At 41.7% G+C, this 23,565-nt stretch carries 20 protein-coding genes; 17 read left to right on the top strand and 3 right to left on the bottom strand.

The genetic code is table 11. The annotated features are described in order from the left end of the window. Positions 1 to 642 precede the first annotated feature (642 nt). The 5 genes from DYE26_RS17230 to DYE26_RS17215 all read left to right on the top strand — a co-directional run bounded on the left by DYE26_RS17230 (position 643) and on the right by DYE26_RS17215 (position 6,354). Positions 643 to 2,373 carry an AI-2E family transporter gene (locus tag DYE26_RS17230; protein ID WP_036625748.1) on the top strand — a complete coding sequence of 577 codons (1,731 nt, stop codon included), beginning with the start codon at positions 643 to 645 and terminating at the stop codon, positions 2,371 to 2,373. 2 nt (positions 2,374 to 2,375) lie between these two features. Next, positions 2,376 to 3,476 carry a hypothetical protein gene (locus DYE26_RS17225; protein WP_036625747.1) on the top strand — a complete coding sequence of 367 codons (1,101 nt, stop codon included), beginning with the start codon at positions 2,376 to 2,378 and terminating at the stop codon, positions 3,474 to 3,476. Beyond that, positions 3,476 to 4,576: an AAA family ATPase gene (locus DYE26_RS17220; RefSeq protein WP_036625745.1), complete on the top strand. Its 1,101-nt coding sequence runs from the start codon at positions 3,476 to 3,478 to the stop codon at positions 4,574 to 4,576. Before DYE26_RS17225 ends, DYE26_RS17220 begins: the two co-directional genes overlap by 1 nt. A 489-nt stretch (positions 4,577 to 5,065) precedes the next feature. After that, positions 5,066 to 5,239: a hypothetical protein gene (locus tag DYE26_RS33505; RefSeq protein WP_155620770.1), complete on the top strand. Its 174-nt coding sequence runs from the start codon at positions 5,066 to 5,068 to the stop codon at positions 5,237 to 5,239. A gap of 278 nt (positions 5,240 to 5,517) precedes the next feature. Further along, a complete protein-coding gene (locus DYE26_RS17215) occupies positions 5,518 to 6,354 on the top strand; it encodes a nucleotidyltransferase domain-containing protein (protein ID WP_036625744.1) in 837 nt (278 codons plus the stop codon). 381 nt (positions 6,355 to 6,735) lie between these two features. Here DYE26_RS17215 and DYE26_RS17205 read toward each other — a convergent pair whose 3' ends face one another. Next, entirely contained in the window at positions 6,736 to 8,178 is a 1,443-nt protein-coding gene (locus DYE26_RS17205) for a DHA2 family efflux MFS transporter permease subunit (RefSeq protein WP_036625742.1), read from the bottom strand. A gap of 208 nt (positions 8,179 to 8,386) precedes the next feature. Between DYE26_RS17205 and DYE26_RS17200 the strand changes: the two genes are divergently transcribed. Further along, a complete protein-coding gene (locus DYE26_RS17200; protein ID WP_036625741.1) occupies positions 8,387 to 9,289 on the top strand; it encodes a TetR/AcrR family transcriptional regulator in 903 nt (300 codons plus the stop codon). Between the two features lie 189 nt (positions 9,290 to 9,478). Here DYE26_RS17200 and DYE26_RS17195 read toward each other — a convergent pair whose 3' ends face one another. Next, a complete protein-coding gene (locus tag DYE26_RS17195; RefSeq protein WP_036625739.1) occupies positions 9,479 to 9,847 on the bottom strand; it encodes a hypothetical protein in 369 nt (122 codons plus the stop codon). 165 nt (positions 9,848 to 10,012) lie between these two features. Here DYE26_RS17195 and DYE26_RS17190 point away from each other — a divergent pair, with 165 nt between their 5' ends. The 5 genes from DYE26_RS17190 to DYE26_RS17170 all read left to right on the top strand — a co-directional run bounded on the left by DYE26_RS17190 (position 10,013) and on the right by DYE26_RS17170 (position 14,964). Continuing rightward, entirely contained in the window at positions 10,013 to 11,005 is a 993-nt protein-coding gene (locus DYE26_RS17190) for a tRNA dihydrouridine synthase (protein WP_036625737.1), read from the top strand. Between the two features lie 126 nt (positions 11,006 to 11,131). Continuing rightward, positions 11,132 to 11,701 (top strand): SF0329 family protein, encoded by a 570-nt coding sequence (locus tag DYE26_RS17185; protein ID WP_036628759.1) that lies wholly within the window; start codon positions 11,132 to 11,134, stop codon positions 11,699 to 11,701. Positions 11,702 to 11,826: 125 nt separating this feature from the next. Further along, positions 11,827 to 12,408 (top strand): DUF4256 domain-containing protein, encoded by a 582-nt coding sequence (locus DYE26_RS17180; protein ID WP_036625736.1) that lies wholly within the window; start codon positions 11,827 to 11,829, stop codon positions 12,406 to 12,408. A gap of 79 nt (positions 12,409 to 12,487) precedes the next feature. Beyond that, entirely contained in the window at positions 12,488 to 13,651 is a 1,164-nt protein-coding gene (locus DYE26_RS17175; RefSeq protein WP_036625734.1) for a DUF4317 domain-containing protein, read from the top strand. Positions 13,652 to 14,211: 560 nt separating this feature from the next. Further along, on the top strand, positions 14,212 to 14,964 hold the full coding sequence (locus DYE26_RS17170; RefSeq protein ID WP_036625732.1) for a carbohydrate-binding protein: 753 nt from the start codon (positions 14,212 to 14,214) through the stop codon (positions 14,962 to 14,964). A gap of 157 nt (positions 14,965 to 15,121) precedes the next feature. Here the strand turns inward: DYE26_RS17170 and DYE26_RS17165 are convergent, their stop codons facing one another. Then, complete coding sequence (locus DYE26_RS17165) at positions 15,122 to 15,499, bottom strand: MerR family transcriptional regulator (protein ID WP_036625730.1); 378 nt, start codon at positions 15,497 to 15,499, stop codon at positions 15,122 to 15,124. Between the two features lie 179 nt (positions 15,500 to 15,678). Between DYE26_RS17165 and DYE26_RS17160 the strand changes: the two genes are divergently transcribed. The 6 genes from DYE26_RS17160 to DYE26_RS17135 all read left to right on the top strand — a co-directional run bounded on the left by DYE26_RS17160 (position 15,679) and on the right by DYE26_RS17135 (position 23,343). Beyond that, entirely contained in the window at positions 15,679 to 16,524 is an 846-nt protein-coding gene (locus DYE26_RS17160; protein ID WP_036625729.1) for an SDR family oxidoreductase, read from the top strand. A gap of 6 nt (positions 16,525 to 16,530) precedes the next feature. Then, positions 16,531 to 17,481: an alpha/beta hydrolase gene (locus tag DYE26_RS17155; RefSeq protein ID WP_036625727.1), complete on the top strand. Its 951-nt coding sequence runs from the start codon at positions 16,531 to 16,533 to the stop codon at positions 17,479 to 17,481. A gap of 387 nt (positions 17,482 to 17,868) precedes the next feature. Beyond that, entirely contained in the window at positions 17,869 to 18,768 is a 900-nt protein-coding gene (locus tag DYE26_RS17150) for an SDR family oxidoreductase (protein ID WP_051985685.1), read from the top strand. Between the two features lie 306 nt (positions 18,769 to 19,074). Beyond that, positions 19,075 to 19,710 (top strand): glycoside hydrolase family 11 protein, encoded by a 636-nt coding sequence (locus DYE26_RS17145; RefSeq protein ID WP_036625726.1) that lies wholly within the window; start codon positions 19,075 to 19,077, stop codon positions 19,708 to 19,710. Positions 19,711 to 19,834: 124 nt separating this feature from the next. Beyond that, the gene (locus tag DYE26_RS17140; RefSeq protein WP_036625725.1) at positions 19,835 to 20,680 is read left to right on the top strand and encodes a formylglycine-generating enzyme family protein; all 846 of its coding nucleotides are present in this window, start codon (positions 19,835 to 19,837) and stop codon (positions 20,678 to 20,680) included. Positions 20,681 to 20,880: 200 nt separating this feature from the next. After that, entirely contained in the window at positions 20,881 to 23,343 is a 2,463-nt protein-coding gene (locus tag DYE26_RS17135; RefSeq protein ID WP_036625724.1) for a GH39 family glycosyl hydrolase, read from the top strand. The last annotated feature ends 222 nt before the right edge of the window (positions 23,344 to 23,565 follow it).

The raw sequence follows: 23,565 nt of genomic DNA, 5'->3' as shown, positions 1-23,565 counted from the left end.
ATCTATAAAAACGATAGATTTTCCGCCAAGACCCCATCATGCCTAAGCGTCATCTTTTTTGTACATTCAAGGCATATCGAAACGGTTTGTTCCTTAATTTATGAAGGTTTTTAGCAGGTGTATGGGATAATAGGGGACGAAATGGGGACGCGAGCTAAATTCGCGTCCCCATTTTAATATGTTTTAATAAAATTTTGTTCGTTTGAAGCTAACAGAACAGAGCAATATCTAGTTTATATGGTGTTGCAGCATATCATTACCTTGTCAGTTCCTTGAGAGCATCCTTATTCTCATTAATGATTTCATACATTTGCAGTTCTAATTTTGCTCATTTTTGGATTTAAAGAAGTTCAATGGAATCAATAATTTCTAGCATTTTGTCCTCTGGTAGTGTTAAAAAGTCATTTATTATTTTTTCCTCTCAGACTCATTTCTACATCTCTAAGTTCATATTATTCAGCAAAAGCGAAGCAAAATTAACAGCACAGGTGTTTCGTCTGAATCTAGGACTGTTTTGCTTAAAGTTAGACATGGAAAATATAACTCCATCTTGCATGGTATAATATACCTATAATACTGAAGTATAATAAAACATAATTACGCAGAGATGAAAAAACTCTTTGCTGAAAGGATAGATATATTATGGCAAAGGAAAATGCTTTTCTTGATGATAACCAAGGGCTTAGTGAGGATGTAGCGGACTCTTTTGACTTTGATGAGTTGGAAGAGAAACTCCAAAGCCAATTAGAAGAAGAGCTTGCTGATTTGGAATTTTTGGCAGACGAAAAGGAGAAAATAGGAAACCCGGACAACCTTGGAAATGTCATTATGGATGTTGTTTGGGAGCAGTTTATGAATCAAATTGCTGTCACCGCTGGGGAGGATTTTATTAAAGAGAATAATGGCCTCAAACTTGATTTACGAGATGAAGCTCATATTCAAACAACAGAAAATTTTGCGAATGGAAACATTGCAACACATAATACAAAAATTTACTATCAAGAGCGATATGATAGTTGGCAAAGTAATTTTCAGAAGGATCCTAACACAGAGCATAAGACTAGCAATTTTAGATACAATGAAGACCAACAAGTGTGGGAAAAACATGATACAAGAATCGACTCGTGGAAAAAGGTGTTAAATAAAGGATCACGTGATGATTTTGATAAAAGGCGCCCGACTGGAAAAGATACAAATAATACCAATATGGATCACACTGTTTCGGCAGCAGAAATTATTCGAGATCCCGCTGCTAATGCACATATGACAAGAGAAGAACAGGTTGCTTTTGCAAATAGCGAGAAAAACCTTAACCTAATGGATTCTGCAGCAAACCAGTCTAAGGGCGATTCGACTACGTCGGAATGGCTAGACAGCGAAAGAGATGGAAAAAAAGCAGCAGAACGATTTAATGTAGATGAGGAAGCTCTGCGTAAAAAAGACAAAGAGGCTCGTGAAGAATACGAAAAGCAGAAAAAAGAAGCTGAGAAGAAATCTATCGAGGCAGGGAAACAGTCTCAAAAGGAAGAAGCATTTCGTATTGGCGGTAAAGCACTTAGAGCGGTGCTCATGCAGTTGCTTGCTGATTTGGTTAAAGAAATTATCGCTAAGTTAGTTAAGTGGTTTAAGTCTGCTAAAAAGGGCCTAGATACCCTTCTAGATAGCTTAAAAGAAGCTATTCATTCCTTCATCAGTAAAATGAAAACACACTTGATTAATGCAGGAAATACTGTGTCTAGTACTGTTGCAACAGCGATTTTAGGTCCTATTTTTGGAACCATAAAAAAAGTATGGATGTTGTTAAAGCAAGGTTGGAAATCGCTTAAAGACGCTGTCAATTATATAAAGAGCCCTGAGAACAAAGGTAAACCTATTAGTCGTCTCCTTCTCGAAACAGGTAAAATAATTATTGCAGGATTAACTGGAGCTGGAGCATTAGTGCTTGGCGAAGCTATCGAAAAAGGGCTGATGACAATTCCTATATTTGCCATAGAAATACCTTTGATTGGTATCCTTGCAAATATTATAGGTATTTTTCTAGGTGCTGTAGTTGCTGGGATTATAGGTGCTATTGCGATAAATCTTATTGAAAAAAGAATTGAAAAAAGCCAGAAAGCAGATGTTGTTAAAGCTCAAGTCGAGAAGAGCAACGAGGTTCTAAATCTTCAGCACCAAGTCCGTATTGTAAGTGAGGTAAACCTTGAACATACCAAGGCAAATGCAGCGAAGGAGATAAAAGATCGTCATGTTGCTGCAGCAAATATGATGAGTGAATCTCTAAAAAATATCGCTGCAAATTGCGAGGATGATGAATCTATACAGAACACATTTGACGATATCGATAATCTATTTGACGAACTAAGTGAGGAATAAAGATGAATGAATTAGTTATAAAAACCCACAATTTCGAACTAGCAAAAAGAGGGTTGAAAGAATTTTCGCAAAAGAAGACAGATGAGTTAAAGATTGATACTGTTAGAACAGACGGAGGATTTCTGGGTCTTGGTGATCATAAGGTTACAGGATCCGAATTAAATAGTAGACTCAGTACTATTCAACAGCATTTAATCGATTTAAATACTACGAATAATAGAACCATCAAAGAGTTTGGTCAGGTATATAGTGCATTAGAAGCGTTGGATAAAGACTACATTCAAGCTATTTTGATATCTATCAAAGCTACTGAAAAAACCAGTGAACGTATTCAAGCAACGCAAGAGCAAATAAAAAAGATTGTTGATGATCAGAAGAAAACACTTGAGGTCCTAAAAAAGTTTAAGCAAAAACTGGATGGTTACGCCCATCTTGAAGACATAGATAAAATTTGGAGTGATTTCCAGGAATGGCATAGTGAAATTACTACATTATCAAATTTAATTAGTAGTACGATGGCCATCAGCAAAGCAAATGCACAAAAAGCGGAAGATATAGAAACAGTATTAAAGGCTACGGAAACGAAATTAAATGATCTATCAAATCAGTTAAATCAACAGATTGTAAAACTTGAAGCCATCATCGCTTTTATTAGTGAGTTAGAGAAAATTGTCCACTTACAAGATATCGACGAAATGTGGGATTCTTTATCAAATGCGCATACTTCTTTGACGAATATCAGCAATGAGTTGAGTTCCTTTAAGGATACCGCATCTAAACAACAATCTGACATAGAAACACTTCTATCCTTTATGGAAAATCTGTCTAGTTGTGAGCATTTGAACGATATAGATGATATTTGGAATTCCAGCGAGATGCATTCTAGCCAATTGTCTGAATTGGAAAAGCAGAGCGATGAAATAAAGAGCATTGTTCAATCGATTAAGGAAAACACTGATGCTTCAATCGCAAGTGTTGTTGAAAAGAATGATACAGCTGTCCAGATGTTAACTAAAAAAATCAAATATGCGTATCTACTTGCAGGTGGATCATTTGGGCTTGCAATTATTGAGTTGATTGTGATTCTTTTGAAGGTGGTATGATGGATAAATACAAGAGCGTGTTAATAAATAATGCATCAAAATTAGATGCTATTACAGATGCCTGTGGTGAGATTACAAAGCTTGCATCTTCTATAATTGAGGATAACAGTAGGGCGGCTACGGTTTCACTTCTTAAAAAAATATCAGACGTAGTAGATAATCCTAAATACCAGATTGAAGTAAAGCGTGTAGCCCAGTTGTTAAACTCAAATTTAATTGAATACTATGGCTATACAACATTGCAAAGCATTTGCAAACCAGATACAGTGATAGCGGAGGATACAAGAACTTTGCAAGAACTGTTGGGCGAGCTAAACGCCCTTGTTGGTTTGGAGACAGTTAAAGCTAAGGTTAATGATTTAATTGCTTATCAAAAAGTTCAAAAGCTACGTAGAGAGAATAATCTTCACTCCTCAAAAAACACTTTGCATTTAGCCTTCACAGGAAATCCGGGAACGGGAAAAACAACGGTTGCGAGAATTGTTGGTAGAATCTACAAACAGATAGGGTTGCTATCAAAAGGACATTTTATTGAAGTGTCTAGAACAGATCTTATAGCAGGATATCAGGGCCAAACAGCACTTAAAGTTAAGAAAGTAATAGAACGTGCAAAAGGCGGAGTATTATTTATTGACGAGGCTTATAGTATTACTGAAAATGATCACAGTGATTCTTATGGAAGAGAGTGCCTGACGGAACTCACTAAAGCATTAGAAGATTATAGAGATGATTTAGTTGTTATTGTTGCTGGTTATACAGAACCAATGAATAAGTTTTTTGAATCGAATCCGGGGTTAAAATCAAGATTTAATACATTCATTGAATTTGAAAATTATCAGGCTGAAGAACTAGAAGAAATCTTGATAAGTATGTGTGAAAAGAACGACTATCGATTAAGTGAGGAAGTTAGGAAAAGTGTAAAAGCCTTTTTTGAAAACGAGATAAGTAAAAAAAATGAGAACTTTGCAAATGGTCGTTTGGCGCGTAATTTATACGATGATTTAGTTATGAATCACGCTAGAAGAGTAATAAACATAGCTAATGTGTCGAAAAACGATTTGTCTGTAATTACAGCTAGTGATTTTGAAGTTTTGAGCTAGGGAAGTAGCAAAGCGTCATGGAAGCTTGAAGTAAGTTATCGATTAATTCTATCTGCATCTGGCCTAATCGAGACCAAAGTAAAAAAAACAGAAAGTATTCGGCGCCTTGGGCACGACATTCCTTTGTGTCATTTTGTTCCTGATCATCGTCGGAATCGCCCAGGCTTTTGCAAAATAAAAAACCTTGTACACATCTTGATAAAACTGTATTGTCTTAAATCCAAAGACGATGCAGTTTTTTTATTTTGTAATAGGAACGAGCAAATAAAAAAGTTATATCGAATGGGATTTACCATCGAACATTTATCTCGAGAATTTGGATTGGCATATAAAACAGTTCGAAAAATTATATAAAAAGTGTAAAAAAAAGGGGGGGCGTGGTTAATTCTACGCCCACCTAAACCTTGGTGTAGAATGATTATAGATAAAGTCGGAATACTTTTGTACGGATTTAGCATATACAATACTCCTTAAAGGGAGAATAAAATTATGTCTATAAAATTTAGAAATTATACAAAACAAGCAGGTATTACAGAGGATTATCATCGAGTTAGGTTTTTTTTAGTTGGACTGGGATATTCTGAGTTTACATATGCAAGATGGGATTGGATGGCAACACATGGTTATCTTGATAAGCCTTCGGTTGATAAGATTGGCATATAGGAGGTTGATAATAATATTGCTGTCAACTGGGAGAAGCATTTTGTCTAACTTTGCCGGAGTACACATTACTGAAAAACGAAATGTTAATGTATTCAGCGGAAAAAACTTTCAGGGAATCAGGATTTTGGAATTGTCATAAAGGGGCACAGATTATGAATTACAAGATAGCGCTGCCCAGCTAGGTTGCAAAAATATTTTCACAGGTCTATGGAGCGTGAAGAAATGGATAAGCAAAATAAATAAATTGTTGATTTTTTTGAATTGGAGATGAAGAATGTATGACTGTACAACAGGTTATTGATCAAATAAATAAAGAACTTAGTGGAGTTAAGGGCATCGTGGGCGTAGTATTAGGAGGTTCGCGAGCAAGAGGAACTAATCATGCTACTTCTGACATTGATATTGGGATTTATTATGATGAAGCGGCAGGCTTTGATGTCAGTGAAGTTGGTAAGATCGCTACAAAATTGGATGATGAACATCGGGGAAATATCATCACATCTTTAGGAGAATGGGGTCCATGGGTAAATGGCGGGGGATGGCTCATTGTTCAAGGATATCATGTGGATTTTTTATTCCGTGATGTAAAACGTGTATCACAGGTTATGGATGACTGTTTGATGGGAAAGGTTTCTCCCAATTATCAGACTGGACACCCCCATGCTTATATTAATGTTATGTATTTGGGTGAAATCTCAATTTGTAAAGTATTATCTGACCCCACCAATCAAATAGCCGAACTAAAAGCTAGAACCATGCCGTATCCAAAACCATTAAAAGATGCAGTGATTGGATATTTTATGTTTGAATCATCCTTTTCCTTAATGTTTGCTGAGAAAAATTTAGATAAGGATGACATTTCGTACGTTGCAGGCCATGCCTTCCGCTCTATTTCATGTCTAAATCAAGTGATATTTGCATTAAATGGGGAATACTGTATCAATGAGAAAAAGGCAGTTCGGATGATTGAAGGTTTTAATACAAAACCTAATGATTATAAGAAAAAGATAGATCAAATTATTAATTTGATTTCCTCAAATCAAGACAGTACAAAGGAAGGTATTGAAATACTTCAAGAACTCATTTCAGAAACAGAAAGATTATTAAATATATAGTTATTCATAAGAGATAATTCAACATAAAAGAAGACGCCCGGATTCGTTCGGCCGAGCGTCTTTTTGTCTTGTACCGTAGATATTCATCGTCGTCGTATTTCCATGCCCGAGCCGTTCCGGTATGATCTTCGCATGAACGTCTGGTTAATGAGCAATGTAGCCGATGTATGCCGTTGCCGTTGACTGGTTGAGCGGGATATTTTGTTAGCAAATATGCCTGGAAAGGTTGATGTAAAACTCTTTGATATTTGCGGCTTTGTCGATAGTTGGCGATAAGGCATTGGGTACCATGATGGATATAAACTGAAGATGAGTAATATAAATATACAAAGTCCGCGAAGTTCGCGGACTTTTGTGCGCTTGGCCGCGCGCAGACCCGTTTTAGCTTTCAGTAGCAGAACTGCCTTCGTCTTGTGTATCTTCTTTCTGTGATATTTTCATCGGTTTAATAAAGAATGACAATACTAAAGCAAAGAATGCCAAAACGGTGGAGAACGTAAAGGCAACTGAGACCCCATGAATCATTGGATTGGGAAGTTTTTGCTGAACGGCAGCCGCTGTATTGTTCGTCATAACCGTAACCAGCAAGGCTGCTCCAACAGAAGCGGCCATTTGCGTCAACGTGTTACTCATTGCGGTTCCATGTGGAATCAAATGGTCAGGCAGTTGGTTTAATCCGGCCGTCATGACTGGCATCATCATAAGAGATATTCCGAACATTCGTATGGCGTAAATCACCATCATATAGATGTATGGCGTTGAAGCGGTCATGTTACTGAACAAGAACGTCATACCTACTAAGATAACCGAACCAATAAGAGCCAACGGTCGTGCTCCAACCTTATCAAAGATCCTCCCGGTAATCGGCGACATTATCCCCATCACAATCGCACCAGGTAACAACAGCAAACCCGATTCAAGCGGTGTAAAGCCTCTTGCCGTTTGTATATAAAGCGGAAGAAAGAGCTCTACGCCGATCATCGTCACCATAACAACCATACCGATAAATAAGGTCAATGAGAAGGTCCAGTTTTTTAACACCCTGAACTCAAGCATCGGTTTTTCAACAGCCAGCTGCCGCCAAATAAACAAACCAATTGCGACCGTACCGGTAATCAAAGTAATGACCACTTCTGAACTGTTCCAGGCATGATTACCTGCGCTGCTGAAGCCGTACAACAATCCTCCAAATCCAAGGGATGACAAAATAATGGACATGATATCAATTTTTGGACGGGTCACTTTCGTAACATTTTCAAGCATAAACGAAGCAAAAATGATGATAAGTACAGCAATTGGGAAAATCATATAAAAGAGGGCTCGCCATGAAAAGTTACCAACAACCCAACCGGAAAGTGTCGGTCCAATCGCAGGAGCAAAAGCCATTACCAGTCCCACCATACCCATTGCTGACCCACGTTGCTTAACAGGAAAAATCATTAAAAAGATCGTTTGCATTAACGGGAGCATGAGCCCGTCACTTACCGCCTGTAGAATCCTCCCGAATAATAAAACAGGAAAGTTTGGTGCAATAGCAGCCATCAATGTCCCGGACGCAAACAGGCACATGGCAGTAATAAACAGTCTTCTTGTCGAAAATTTTTCTATTAGAAAAGCAGAAACCGGAATCAACACCCCGGTGACAAGCATGAACCCGGTCGTTAACCACTGAGCTGTATTGGCGGAAATGGATAGATCCTTCATGATTTGTGGCAAAGCGGTATTGAGCAGCGTCTGATTTAACATGGTAACAAAAGCACCTGCAAGCATAACTACCACAAGTACATTCCGCTTAAACGTTGGAAGAGACTGTTCTTTCCCCATGTTGGTTTCCTCCTATTATCTTCTTGTATTGTGTTAAGGGTGCCAAAAAAATAAGCATTCAATATACTTTGAGTATATATTTAAACTCGAGGTTTACTTGATCCATATTATACTTGAATGACCAAAAAATCAATCACTAAATATACTCGGAGTATACATTTAAACATATAGTATGTGGTGTATAATGTTAGCAGAAAGGATGATAATGATGCAGGTGAAAAAATCCGATATATTAATTACGGCTCTTCGTCTTTTTATTGAACAAGGTTATCATGCCACATCAATCCAGGACATTCTTGACAAAACCAATATTTCAAGAGGAACTTTTTATAAACACTTTCAAACCAAAGGAGAACTATTCAGGGATGTACTCGTGTATTCCGAAGAAAAAATGTATGTGGATCGTGATCAACTTTTAGTCGGACAGGATGAAACGAACAAAGATATCTTTATTCGTCAGTTAGAAGTTATGATGAACTATCGCATAGAAAAAAAAGTAGATGCATTGCTTATGGATGCTTTAGTTTCCAACGATAATGAAATTATTGCTTTCTTAAAACAGATCAGGCAACAATGGGCATATTGGTTCTTCACAAGGATGAAGCAGATTTACCCAGAATATCGAGATTATATTGCTGATGCTACAATTTTTTTAACGGGGATTCTGCATAATGCCAACGAAATAAATAATGTTCAAATCCAACCAAAACCTATGATTGAAATTTGCAATTATTGTTTTAGTCTAGTAGATGAAGTACTTTCATTACTCAAACATAAGCGACTACGGCTATTTAATATTGAAGATTTTGAACAGTCTTTACTTAGTATAGGACAAGTAGATTTCCCTTATAATGACCTCATGTTAAGTACTGGGAATTTAAAAAAATTAATTGAGAAACTTCCTGCGAATAACGATAATAGGCAGCACGCCCTTGATTTGTTACAATTTGTGCAGAATGAAGCAATGTCTGAAAATCCGCGGAAAGCCGTAATCTCAAGTTGTTTGAAATCTTTAATGAATATAAAAAGTATTATGAATACTGATGAATTGGTAATTTATATGAATACATTAAAAAAGCTAGGGTTCTATCCTGTGGACCTGAATCCGTGATGAAATAGAGTCCGTTTTCCCAGTACGGAGACTTAGCCCCTGCTGGCATTGTGCTGGCAGGGGCTTTTTTTGTTTAATGCAATTTGGTGATTGCTACGAATATAAGTCGAGTACAAAGAATGAAGGTACGATTATTTTAACGAGGAGTGGCCCTGATCTCTGCAACGGGATGATTTCCTTGATTGACCTTCATACTGATTCCTCCATTATTCTATATTTTTCAGGATTTGTTCCGTCATTTCCAAGGTGCTCAACGTGGAGTATTCTTCCATCATGGACAGCTTCATACAACCAACGGCCAAGCAAAGCAGGTGGTGTCGGAATTATATCACGAAGATAGAATTCCCCCGGATTCAGCTGTTCGTTAATTTTGTCGTTAGGGTTTAGTTTTTCGATTTTCTCTTTCATTTCCTTGAAAAGGGTTGCATACGTATTTTTGCCATTTAACGCCCTTGATTTACAAAATTCAGCAACATTCGGATAACCCTCGGCAATTGCCTGCGCTTTTAAGTCTGCATGTTCATCGTCCGTAATGGTGAACTGTATACGATAACCCAATCCAAGAAATCAACAGAAAATGTATCCGGGCCAATGATCGAGGAGGCTTCCCCCCCTTATCTTGAAAATGTTGGGTAAGTATGCTTCACTCCAGGGTTTATGATATACTCGTTTAAATGTAGACCATTAACACTTACAGACGTTTGATATAGAGAGGTTTTTGATATGACAGAAAATTTTTGGCGTAATTTACCGCGGCCTTTTTTTATACTGGCGCCCATGGAGGATGTGACGGATGTTGTTTTTCGCCATGTCGTCAGTGCAGCGGCCAGACCGGATGTGTTTTTTACGGAGTTTGCGAATACGGAAAGCTATTGTCACCCGGAGGGGAACCAAAGTGTGCGCGGGCGTTTGACGTTTACTGAGGATGAGCAGCCCATGGTAGCGCATATTTGGGGAGATAAGCCGGAATATTTTCGTCAAATGAGCATCGGTATGGCGAAGGAAGGTTTCAAGGGCATCGATATTAATATGGGGTGTCCTGTGGCGAATGTAGCGGAGAACGGGAAGGGCAGCGGCCTGATCTGCCGTCCGGAAACCGCAGCGGAACTTATCCAGGCCGCCAAAGCCGGGGGACTGCCCGTCAGCGTAAAAACAAGACTTGGTTTTAGTAGCGTCGACGAATGGCGCGGCTGGTTAACCCATATTTTGCAGCAAGACATTGTGAATCTGTCCATTCATCTGCGGACAAGAGAAGAAATGAGCAAGGTAGCCGCGCATTGGGAGCTCATCCCGGAGATTAAGAAGCTTCGTGATGAGGTGGCTCCGGATACCCTTCTGACCATTAACGGGGATATCCCTGACCGCCAGACCGGCCTCAAGCTGGCTGAGCAGTACGGGGTGGATGGGATTATGATTGGGCGCGGTATTTTTCATAATCCGTTTGCCTTTGAGAAGGAGCCGAGGGAACACAGCAGCGAAGAATTGCTTGATTTACTGCGGTTGCATCTGGATCTCCATGATCACTATTCAGCACTGGGGCCGCCGCGTTCCTTCAGCCCTCTCCCCCGCTTCTTTAAGATATATGTCCGCGGATTTCGAGGGGCGAGCGAATTAAGAAACAGCTTAATGAACGCAAGGTCCACAAGTGAAGTGCGCGCGCTGCTCGATGAGTTTAGAAACAAGGAGCATGCCGGAGCGGAGGAACGTGGGGATTAAGTAATTCCTAACGAACGTGAGGAGAATAGAAACAGACTTCAAGAGCATGAGGATCGGATGGATGGAGAGGGGCAAACCCGGAGCCAGCAAGCCTTTCCTCTGTTTTTATATGGAGGGGGAATTTACATGTCCTGGAGCAAATTGAAGCAGCAGCTGGAGAGCTTTCTCAGTCCTGCGTTACAGGGAAGGGTGGAATACCGCGCACCGGGTTATCGTTATTTACCGGATAAATCAGGGATTTGTTATATCTCGGTTGATAAGAAGAACATCCTTAATATGAGTGATAAGACGAACTTCATCAGATGGTACCAAACGGAGCTGGAAATCAAGAATGATCCTGAAATTCAAATTCCGATCACCAGTGACGACATTGAGGCGGTCAGAAAAGATACCAAAGGACCCGTGCCGGAGGATCGCTTAATAGTCATTGCTCGAAGCAGAAAAAGCTCTGAACATGCAAAAGAGCTTTTGTCCGCTCAGGCTTCATTAAGTAAATCCAATTTTATCGTTGTGGCTAATAAGTTCTTATCTACGTCTGTAGAGGATAGCATGGAGAGCCATGAAATCCTATTGAATATTCTAGCTTTGGTGGACAGAAGAGTTGGGAAAAAGCGGATTTTAAACATGTCCGATCAGATGAAGTTAAAGCATCCCATTGTGCAGTATTTTTATGAACTACGGCGTAAAACATTATGAGTAGGCTACTCCCTGTTTTTTTTATATATACATAATTTAAACTATAATAAAGTTGTGGTATAAAGAGCTGAGGTAGAATGGAGCAAATGCGTAATTTTTGAAATACGTATGAGGGAGGATCTAACATGACAAAGAGTAATAGAACCAACAACGCAAAGGCGCTGTCACCAGAACAGCGTGAAGAGCTGCTCGGAACATTGAAATCCCGATTCGAGAAAAACATGAGCCGTCATAATGGCCTTGAATGGGCTAATGTTCAACTAAAGCTCGAAGCTAATGTTGAAAAACTGTGGTCGCTCAATGAAATGGAGAGAACTGGCGGCGAACCGGATGTTGTTGGTCATGATAAAGAGACGGACGAATATATTTTTTATGATTGTTCAGCGGAAAGTCCTAAAGGTCGCAGAAGTGTTTGTTACGACCGTGAAGCGCTGGAGTCAAGAAAAGAACATAAACCGGAGAATAACGCCATTGATATGGCTGCTGCCATGGGCATTGAGCTTTTAACGGAAGAACAATACCGGGAGATGCAGGAACTTGGAAAGTTTGATACGAAAACATCGAGCTGGGTGAAAACACCCGCTAATATTAGAAAACTCGGCGGGGCCATCTTTTGTGACCGTCGCTACGAGACTGTCTTTGTGTACCACAATGGAGCGGAATCCTACTATGCTGCCAGGGGGTTCCGCGGCTCGTTAAGGGTCTGAATTTTAGAGGGAAGCCGGATTCAGGCGGGGGAGCCATATTCATAGACAAAACAACTTCATAGGAGATGTCTCATAAATCATGTTAAAGAAAGAAGTCGCGTATATTCGCAAGCAATTTAAGCTGGATCACGAAAAGCTGCACATTTTCGATATTCTTAATGTGTATATTATGAAGGAAACCAATGAAATCTATCATTACGAGCGTCAACCGTTCGAACTGCTGGACAGGGAGAAGCAGGAACTGCATATGGGCAATTTCAAAAAGCTGCTGGCCGGGGAATTGGATCAAAAGCTGTTTGAGTTAAAGCTTCATGAGGACGCGGAGACGCCTACGCGGGTACTTCTTCATCAAGGTCTGGTGACCGGCGACCCCGAAGAATGGCAAGATCTGATGCTCCTGCTGGTAGAGAAAATGCTGGCGGATACCCAATATGAACGGGATACGGTGATTACTTTCGTTCGCGGGCAATATTTCAAGCCGACCAAGGCCAGGAATGAAGAAGCCGAGGAGAGCGAAAACGACGAAATGTTCGCCAATCCGTTCATTCTGTGCAGCATAAATTCTACGGAACAACAGAAGAAAACGCTTATGTTCGATTATGTCGAGCGGGAATTCAAGTATAACGTCATCGTAGATCCGATCATTAAGTTAAGTTCGCCGGAGCAAGGCTTTTTCTACCCCAGCGTGACGGATGGCTATTCCGATGTGAATCGTATTCTTTATTCCTCGGGCAGAGCGCATGAGCCGAATCAGCATTTCATCGAGGAAGTCTTGAATGCGGAGAAGAGCGTGACTGCGTTAGAAGAGAGGGCCATTTTTGAGGAGATCGTGAAAGAAGTAACGGGAGATCAGCTCGATGCCTCGACGATCGCGAACGTATACGAGGAAATTCATCAAGTCATCGAAACCCACGAGGAGGAAGAACCGCCGAAGCTGGATTATAAAGATGTGGAACGCATGCTGACGGTGAGCGGCGTGGAGAACGTGACGACGGAAAAGGTGGAACGGGCGTTTCAAACGATCGTTGACGATAAAAACTATGAAATCAAAGCGAGCAGCGTTATTCCGAAGTTCACTTCGAAATCGATTAAGATCGATACGAAGATAGCCACGATCTCGATCAGTCCTCAAGATTTAAAGTACGTGAGACAGGTGAATTATCAAGGGAAACGCTGCATCTTGATCGAGGTTGACGAAGACGCCGTGATTGAAGGATTTACGCTCAGTACGGAGACGTTGTAGATCGATTTTAAAGATGAACTTAGATAAATAAGAAAAAGTTTAGGTTCAACCTAATCATCAGTGCTTGACAGTCAAGCCGGCAACAGACCGTGTGGTTTGGAGCGAGACTCGTTATCCAGAGGCTTTGCACGATTATCCCGTTTGATCGGGTGACTTGGCTTCCTGAACCAGGGGGATAATCGTGCAAAGCGGTTTGAAGAGACAACACCCCCTATCACCGTCATCATTTATTTTGTTAAGCACTGATTTTGGTCTTGAGCCAAAGTTTATTTAAAATAAATTTAATATGAAATCAAGGGGCTAAGTTTTAGGTTGACTCTATGACCTGTAGACTTAGCCTCTTTCCAGTCTAATCAAAAATTTCAAGAAAGTAGAACTTATGTCCTATTGGGATTATTTTCATATTTATGTATTATTAGAATTGTAATAAGTTTAAGCGCTTTTAATTATGGAATGAACTTGAAGTATTTGTGAAAACAAAGGGGGGGAATAGTGCTGAAAAATATCGAAAATGAGCAACACGGGAAAATATCAGAAGAAAAATACAAGGAGGTTTGAAAATGACTAATAGAAAGTTTTCTTTTAAAGCCACATCACTTTTGGTAGTTTTAGCAGTATTCTTATCCACCTTTTGCGCAGTCTTACCGGTGAGCGCAGCCGCTAGAGGAGCATGGGCTCCAAATACTGCATATGCAGTAAATGATACAGTAACATATAGTGGAAGTACTTATACCTGTCGTCAGGCACATACTTCCCTCGTTGGTTGGGAACCACCCATTGTTCCTGCTTTATGGGAGAAAGGCGGCAGCGGAACGACACCACCAACGACACCACCAACGACACCACCAACAAATCCTTCAGTAACAAAGCCATCCGAAGTTCCAAGCCACATATGGACATATGCAGTGAATGCGGACAATAAATTCGGTAAAGGCGGAGATTTTGCTTTATTGCTGAGTGCTGTGATCAAAAAGGAAAGCAGTTTTGGAGCAGGTTTACCAGGCAGTCCATCAGCCGGCGACGGATTGATGCAGGTAGAACCAAACACACGTAATGCTTATTTATCGCAATTCAGCTCAAAATTTGGCCGCGCTTATAATCACAGCAGTGAACAAGATCAGGTTTATTTGGGCGCCCTGATTTTAAATGAAAAGATTGTTAAATTCGGCAACATATATAACGGCTTATTACACTATAACGGAGGAGATTACTGGTATCCGGGAGCTACAGATTCTTATGGCCGTCCTATTCTGGCCAATCAATACGCAGATGCGGTTTACGCTACTTATAAGGGCTATGGCGGTAAGAACTAAGGCATTATTTATCCATTAGATGTAAAACTATCAATATCGAATAGTTTAAAAAGATAAAGTAAAATCGGGCTGAAAAATTGCGTTTTTCAGCTCGATTTTTTAGTGTTTTTATAGATAACATTCAGTATCCATCCAATTTAGAATGCTTTTCCGCCTATCAGGGCAGCCTGTCAAATTTGTTTTCCTGGGCATCGATTAACGCCAGCTTGTAATTGAGCTTTTCCAGCGTTTTTATCAGTCGTGTTATTTGTTCCTCCACTCTGCTTTTTTGGTTGGCCAGCATCGTTTTTCTTAAAGGAAGTGTCCGGTCCCCGCTCTTGTACAGCTCAACATATTGTTTTATTTCCGCCAAAGGCAAACCTGCTGAACGAAGCGCTTGTACCATCTCTACACAATCGACGTAGTGGTCGTTGAATTTACGCACCCCGTTAGCATCCCGGTCAACCGCCGGCAATACGCCTTCCTTCTCATAAAAACGCAACGTATACGGGTTAATGCCCGTTTTTTTCACCACTTCCTTCATCGTATAAGCCATAAGCGTTCGTCACCGCCTTTGAGTGTTAGAGTTACTCTCGTTTATTTTACAATCTGAACTTGCTATTAGTCTATCATCCCCTTGTCCATAAGGGATCGAGTTTTGGATTTGACTTAGAGCGGCTTCAACCCGGTAAGCTAAGGTAGAAATAACAAAAATGATGAAGAGGAGGATCTTCAATGACCAAAACGGTATTGATTACCGGGAGCTCGACCGGACTAGGGAATACGGCAGCGAAGAAGTTTGCCAATGAAGGATGGAACGTGGTTGCGACGATGCGCAAGCCGGACCGGCGCTTGGCGGAGGAAAATCCCGACCGGATTTTCGTAACCGAACTTGATGTGACTAAGCCCGCCACCATCGAGGCGGCGATTGCGGCAGGGATCGCCAGGTTCGGCCGGATCGACGCCGTCGTGAACAACGCCGGAGTCAGCATCCTATCGATCTTTGAAGCCACACCGATGAATGTGATCCGCGGGATTTTTGAGACCAATGTCTTTGGTGTCATGAACGTCATACAGGCGATTACCCCTTATTTTCGCGAGCAAGGGGGCGGAACCATCGTCAATGTCACTTCGAACGTGGGTTTTGTATCCAATCCGCTTCTGACGGTCTATGTGGCGACCAAGCATGCAGTCGAGGGGCTGTCGGAATCGCTGTCGTACGAGCTGGAATCGCAAAATATCTCCGTCAAACTTGTGGAACCCGGAGCTATGCGAACCACGAATTTCGCTTCGAACACGATGGCTGCCGCGCAGGACGTATCCATTCCACAAGCGTACAAGTCTTATTTTGATCATATGATGAACTCCATGATGAATTATCCGTTTGATAGTGCGGATGAGAACCAGGTTGCGGATCAGGTTTACGCCGCTGCGTGCGATCCGTCGAACCGGCTGCGTTATCTCGCAGGTCCGGACGCGGAAGAAACGGCTAAACTGAGATGGTCCCAGTCGGAAGAAAAGTACATGGCAACCATGCGGGATCTGCTGGGGCAAACGGCGTGGCGAAACAGCCAGGGGTGACATTCAATGAAGATGGAAGAAAGAGTACATCCGGAACTTAAAAATATGTTTTCCCTTTTACCGGAAGTCGTTTACACCAGGGAGAATTTAGCGGCCAAAAGGAAAGAGATGCAAGAGTTTGCTGCCGGTACGGCAGCCTCGCTGCCTGTTGGTGACGCAGTTTTGACCTCGGAAAGATATGTTCCGGGCGCGGCGGGGGATCCGGATGTCCGGATCAAGATTTACGAACCGAAAGTGAAGAATGGACCGCTTCCGGGCGTTCTATATATTCACGGCGGCGGCTATATCCTCGGTTCCGCCGATATGATGGACCCTGCTTTGCAGTATTTGGTATCGGAAATCGAATGTGTCATCGTTTCCGTGGATTATCGGCTGGCTCCGGAGCATCCTTTTCCGGCTCCGCTTGAAGATTGCTACGCCGCACTCCAATGGTTCTCCGAAAATGCTGAAGAACTGGGGAGCGATTCATCCAGAATCGCGGTTGTGGGCCCCAGTGCCGGCGGTGGATTGACGGCTGCTGTTTCCCTTTTGGCAAGAGATCGAAACGGCCCTTCGATCCTGTTCCAAATGCCTCTTTATCCGATGCTTGACGATCGAATCATAACCAAGTCCAGCAATGAAATCACGGATGACAGAGTGTGGAGCAAAGCCAAAACCCAATTGGCATGGGAAATGTATCTAGGGGAACAAGGTGAAGCATCCCCCTATGCCGCACCGGCACGCGCAGCCGATTTGTCGGGACTTCCGCCTACGTACACTTGTGTCGGTGACCTGGATCCGTTTCGCGATGAAACCATCGACTATGTACTAAGGCTAACGCAGGCCGGTGTGCCAACGGAATTTCATTTGTACCCTGGATGTTTTCATGGCTGCGAAGAATACTTTCCTTCTGCCGAGATCAGCCAGAGGATGATACAAGAATATCACGCGGCTTTAAAGCGTGCCCTACACAATTGATTGGTTATCCGGAAAGAGAGAATAATTCATCAAGTGTAGATATCATAGTTGAAAATTGTGATAGCCATTGTTATACTGTCTCTATCTGAAATGAACGGAGGGTTATGTGTGATAGATTCTTCCCGATAAGCAAACATTAATGTACATTGCATTAATTTGAGCTTTCTTTTAACTCTGCCTGTTAGCAGAGTAATCGGGATGAGTCTGTCCATATGCTGTCTTGTTCATTTATAAGTGTAAGTATAAAGTGTTATCTCCAATGTTTTTCTGGGGTAGCTTCTTTATCTTTGCTGTTAACATGGACTCATATGGATATTCCTATTCGATTACGATTTGCACAGGCAGAGAATTGCCTGTGCTTTTTATTTTTCAATAGGAGGAATTTCAATGACAACACAAAAGCCCGATAAACTCACGGATAGAAATATTGGAAAAAGGCGCGTCTGGTTTATTACAGGGGCGAGCAAAGGTCTTGGTTATGCATTCACCAGTGCGGCTTTAGAAGCAGGGGATCAAGTTGTGGCTGTGGCAAGAACCATTGGTAAATTAGAAAAGCTGCAGGAGCAATATCAAGACTCGTTACTGTTTTTGAATCTCGATATAAGGGATCGGGAGGCTGTCTTTGCAACTGTTAAAGTAGCTGTAGAACATTTTGGACATCTTGATATCGTTGTGAATAACGCGGGTGTTATGACTTTAGGCATGGTCGAAGAATTGAGTGAAAGCGATGCAAGAGACTTGATGGAAACCAATTTTTTCGGTGCTCTTTGGGTCTGTCAGGCTGTGTTTCCTTACCTGCGCGAACAGAGGGCAGGGCACTTGATTCAGATTTCCAGTATCGGGGGATTGATTTCTGGTCCAATGTCAGGCTTATACAGTGCAAGCAAATTTGCGCTAGAGGGATTGAGTGAAGCTTTGGCACAAGAAGCTGCCCACTTTGGGGTGAAGCTCACGATGGTGGAACCTGGCGGCTACTGGACAGATTTGTATACAGCAATGCGTTACAGCAATCCGCTGGACGCCTACGATTCCCTTAGGGAAGAATTGGCGAAACAGTATGCGGAAGGCTCGCTAGATAGCGATCCCATCTTAGCTGCTGAGGCTCTTATGAAGTTGGTGGAAAGCGAAAATCCTCCCTTAAGACTGATCTTGGGAAGTATGATCTTTGACCTCGTTAGGAACACCCATCAAGAGCGCATAAAAACATGGGAAGATTGGGAATCTGTAAGCAGATCGGCTGAAAAGGGGATTCCCGCGCCGGAAGGATATGGCGGCACACAAAAGTAGTGTCGTATCGTACAGCCGTCCTTTAATAGGGCGGCTTTTTGCATTATGGAGACGCTGCCGAACCCGTTATGACCTCGCTTCTTCGGCGGTTTCCGTGCATTTATATAAAAAATAGGGGGGTAACTTCTTTAATTTGTGAAGTGAAATGTATGCGCTTTCCTTCTATAATTTTCTAGTAAAGGGGGTGACAGTAAGATGTTCTCGGCATATAACACAGGATAAGCGGTGTACCGCAAAAAGAAGCAACCGGCAAGAAGTAGGGTAGAGGTTAAAGTGGCGATAAAAAATATTTGAGGAGGTAAATGCATGTTTAAGTTTAACAAGAAAATTTTAACGGTATTTACGGCAGCTTTAATGAGTTTTAGCTTGTTGGCGGCAACCTCAAATGCGGCGACAGACTATTGGCAATATTGGACCGATGGCGGCGGGACAGTCAACGCGGTCAATGGGTCCGGCGGCAATTACAGTGTCACATGGCAAAATACCGGGAATTTTGTTGTCGGTAAAGGCTGGACTACCGGATCGCCATCCAGAACAGTAAACTACAATGCCGGTGTCTGGGCGCCGTCCGGCAATGCGTATTTGACGCTTTACGGGTGGACGAGAAACTCGCTCATCGAATATTACGTCGTGGATAGCTGGGGTACTTACAGACCTACCGGAACGTATAAAGGCACCGTGAACAGCGATGGGGGCACCTATGACATATATACGACGATGCGCTACAACGCACCTTCCATTGACGGTATACAAACATTCCAGCAGTTCTGGAGCGTGCGGCAGTCAAAGAGACCAACCGGGAGCAACGTCTCTATCAATTTTGGCAACCACGTAAATGCATGGAGAAATGCAGGAATGAATCTGGGAAGCAGCTGGTCTTATCAGGTATTGGCGACGGAGGGTTATCAAAGCAGCGGGAGCTCCAACGTAACGGTGTGGTAAGCGGTTAATCAGTGGTATTGTCTAAGGCCGGACGGTCTCGCGGCCGACGGCCTTAACTATTTCAGCAAAAGGTACTTATTTACATACTATAGGACGGCCTATGGCTTTAAAGGAGGAGATAGCAGTGAGAAGGCTATTGATTTTCCTTTTAATAGCAATCATGTTTGTGGTTAGCGCTTGTTCGCAAGAAAAGACTGACAAGAACAACAGCCTTGTATTCGTCAAAGGCGGAGCTTTTAAGAACACCAAGTCCAATTACTATGGAAAAGATGTAATCCTATCGGATTTTTATATCGGCAAATACGAGGTCACTCAAAAAGAGTGGGTCGAGGTCATGGGAAGCAACCCTTCACAATTCATAGGCGACAATATGCCGGTAGAAATGGTAAGCTGGTATGACGCTGTTGAGTACTGTAATAAACGGAGTATAAAAGAGGGCTTAGTACCTTACTACAATATAGATAAGAATAAAAAGGACCCGAATAATCAGAGTGATTACGATAATATAAAATGGACCGTAACGATCAATGCCGGCGCTAACGGTTACCGATTGCCGACGGAAGCGGAGTGGGAATACGCCGCGGGCGGCGGCCAAATAAGCAAGAGCTACACCTACAGCGGAAGCAATAACGCGGATGAAGCAGCCTGGAATTGGCGAAACGCCGGAGATCAATATTTATCCGGAGACTGGAACTGGCCCATCATAGAGAACAACAATAGTAAAACAAAAGCTGTCGGCGGCAAGAAACCCAACGAGCTGGGGCTTTACGATATGTCGGGCAATGTACGGGAATGGTGCTGGGACTGGTACGGGGACGATTTGGATTATAGTAGCGGCGGATCTTACCGGGTTGTAAAGGGCGGCGGTTGGGTCGGCGACATTCACAGCATCGAGTTGTCTTTTCGCGGCAAGTTCGAGGCGAATGGCTTTGGGGCTGATCAAGGTTTGCGGGTGAGCCGGGGGGAGTAGGCGGTAACAGGACAATCCCCAGGGATTCACATACGAATAAGTATGTTGAATCCCTAAAGTTTTATAAGGTACCCTTTCAAATCTTGATATCAAGGTTTTTTTTTGTTTAGATGTTTTTATAACGACCACTTGTGAATCACTTTTAATTAGACTCGGTAACAAACCGGTTGGTTATAATTGCTTATTAAGGGGGTGTAGATTTGAAGTATTCCGTTATTCCGATTCCGTATCTGCCGGGATGTCCAATCCATTTCATGATGAATGATACTAACTCCGAAGAGCTCCATCAACACTCAGGTCTGGAAATCATCTGGCTCTTTACTGGAAAACTGAAAGTGACAATCGGCCCATATGATTATCATCTACATGAAGACGATCTTCTGCTAATCAACCATTTCGAATCCCATCGCGTCATTCCGCAAGCCTTGAATACTCGCTTTATTCAATTGCATATGGATAGCCTTTTTATATATAAACATAATCACGATTTTTACAGCTTGAATTATGATCTGAAATCCTTCAAAAATAGTGAAGACAATCAACATCCGTATGATGTTGTTCGTATTTTATTCAGTCAATTGATTGCCTATCCGAATAAAGGGAGTCGGGCAAAGAACAAATATGTTCTTCGATTGCTCGGATACTTAACGTCTCGTTTCAGTAGAAAGCTCCCCACGCCGGAACCGGAAAATCGTGCTTTGAATAAAGATTTTAATATTGTCCAGCAAATATTGAACAGGGTTGAACTGGATTTCAAAGGGAAAGTTACGTTAAATCAAATCGCAAGGGAGCAGCATTATAATTCATCTTATCTGTCGGACATCTTCCGGAAAAACGTCGGGGTTACTTTTAAAGCTTATTTGGAAGAAGTTCGGATCAGGTATTCTTTGTTTTTGCTGCAAAACCAGGGAACATCCATTATGAACGTGGCCTTGTCTTCAGGCTTCAGCGATGAAAAAAGCTATTATAAAGCCATCAAAAGTAAATTTTCGTTAACCCCGCTACAGTTGCGCAAAAAGTATCAAGAGGGGAATAACGACGGCCCGGATTTGCTCGGAGCTTCCAACGAGCCATTGATTCATCACTACGCTTCGCTTCCGATCGAATTAAAAACAATAGAGGAACATACGATCCATTCCGCCATTGTCAAAGATATTCAAGCGGATGGATACGAATTGAAGCAGGTGTGGAACAAAATGATGAACATTGGATCCGCCAATACGCTGTTAAATCAAAATATTCGCGATCAAATCAAAGAGATGCGGGAAGAAATCCCAATCGAATATTTACGTTTTGAAGGCGTATTCAACCAGGAATTGGACGTGATTCAGAAAGATCGAGAAGGGTTGAAATTCAATTGGAAATTTATTAACAACATTCTGGATTATATGCGGGAGCTTGAACTCAAACCATTTATTTGCTTAAGTTACATGCCGCTTTTATTTGCCAGCAAAAGCACCAGTTTTTTTAATTATCAGGGAAATACCTCTCCCCCCAAAGAAATGAGTCAATGGCTATCCCTGGTTCAATCCTTTATGATGAATTGCATAAATCGTTACGGCCTTGATACGGTTTCGGAATGGTACTTTCAAATATGGACCGAGTTTCCGGTGCATGGTATTCATTGGAGCGGTACGCTGGAACAGTATTTCGAATTATATAAGCAAACGGCGCTGCTCATTAAGGGAATATCTCCATCGCTCAAAGTGGGACCTGCAGCGGAAAACTTCCATACGGACGATCAACTTTCTGAGAAACTGCTCGAATTCTGTCAAGAAAATGCGGTGCCCCTTGATTTTTACAGCTGCAATATTTACCATAATCGCGTCAAATTTAAAGATTGGCTGGAACGGTCCCAAACAAGTCCTGTTGATATTAAGGTAATTCCGTTTCAATATGAAGCCAAAAATCATACCAAGCATTTGCTGGAAAAGACGCATCGCATGCTGAAAGCTCACGATAAGGAGGATATGGAATTCATCGTAACACGCTGGAACTTTAGCTGGGATGTGACGAACTTCCTTCACGATACGGCCTTTATGGCCACTTTTATTATCGATAATATGCTTGATCCAGCGGCGGTGCATGCCAAGGCCATCGGTTTTTTATCGGCTTCCGATATTCTCTATGAATGGGATATTAAAAGCAATCCCTTTTTCGGGGGGACAGGGTTGGTTAATACGGAAGGCATCAAGAAATCCGCGTATTATGCCTTCGTCTTCTTATCTAAGTTAGGCGGCACCGTGTTTGCCAAAGGCAAAAATTATATCATGACCAAACAAGGAGGTAATATCCAAATTTTAGCTTATAATCACACCTACCCTGACCAATTGTTCATGAAGGGAGATCAATCGGAGCAGCATTCTTATGATATTTTTGAGGAATCCAATGATATGCTATTTAATATTCACCTTCAAAATATATACGGAACGTATAAATGCAAACAATACAGCCTTAACCGAAAGCATGGATCCGCTTATGACGAATGGATTCGCATGGGCGAATACGCCGATCTGAATCATGAAGAAACGGATTACTTGAAAAATATATCCAGACCTTCTCTGCAATTAAAACAGCTCACCTTAACAGGCGATTTTCATCTTACTTTGCATGTTCCGGTTCATGGGATTGAATGCATCATCTTAAATAAGTTCTATAAGTAAGAGTTGAAAGACTACTTTTTAAAAGTAAACCAAAGAATTCCCTGGATCATTTGGGGGAAATTCTTTGGTTTTTTATTTTTTCTTGCGGATATCCGCTGCACTTGCGCTTATCTTCCTATCACTTGCCCAAGAAATCGGAAGGAATCATGGACGGATCTGCATTAAAATTTGTTTGAAAGCGGTTTTATAGAGATTTGAAAAACAGATTGGAGGAGATATTGG

The sequence above is a fragment of the Paenibacillus macerans genome, assembly GCF_900454495.1.
GTDB classification, from domain to species: Bacteria; Bacillota; Bacilli; order Paenibacillales; family Paenibacillaceae; genus Fontibacillus; species Fontibacillus macerans.
The sequence above is the reverse complement of the archived record's forward strand: the minus strand, read 5'-3'. Positions and strand labels throughout refer to the sequence as shown.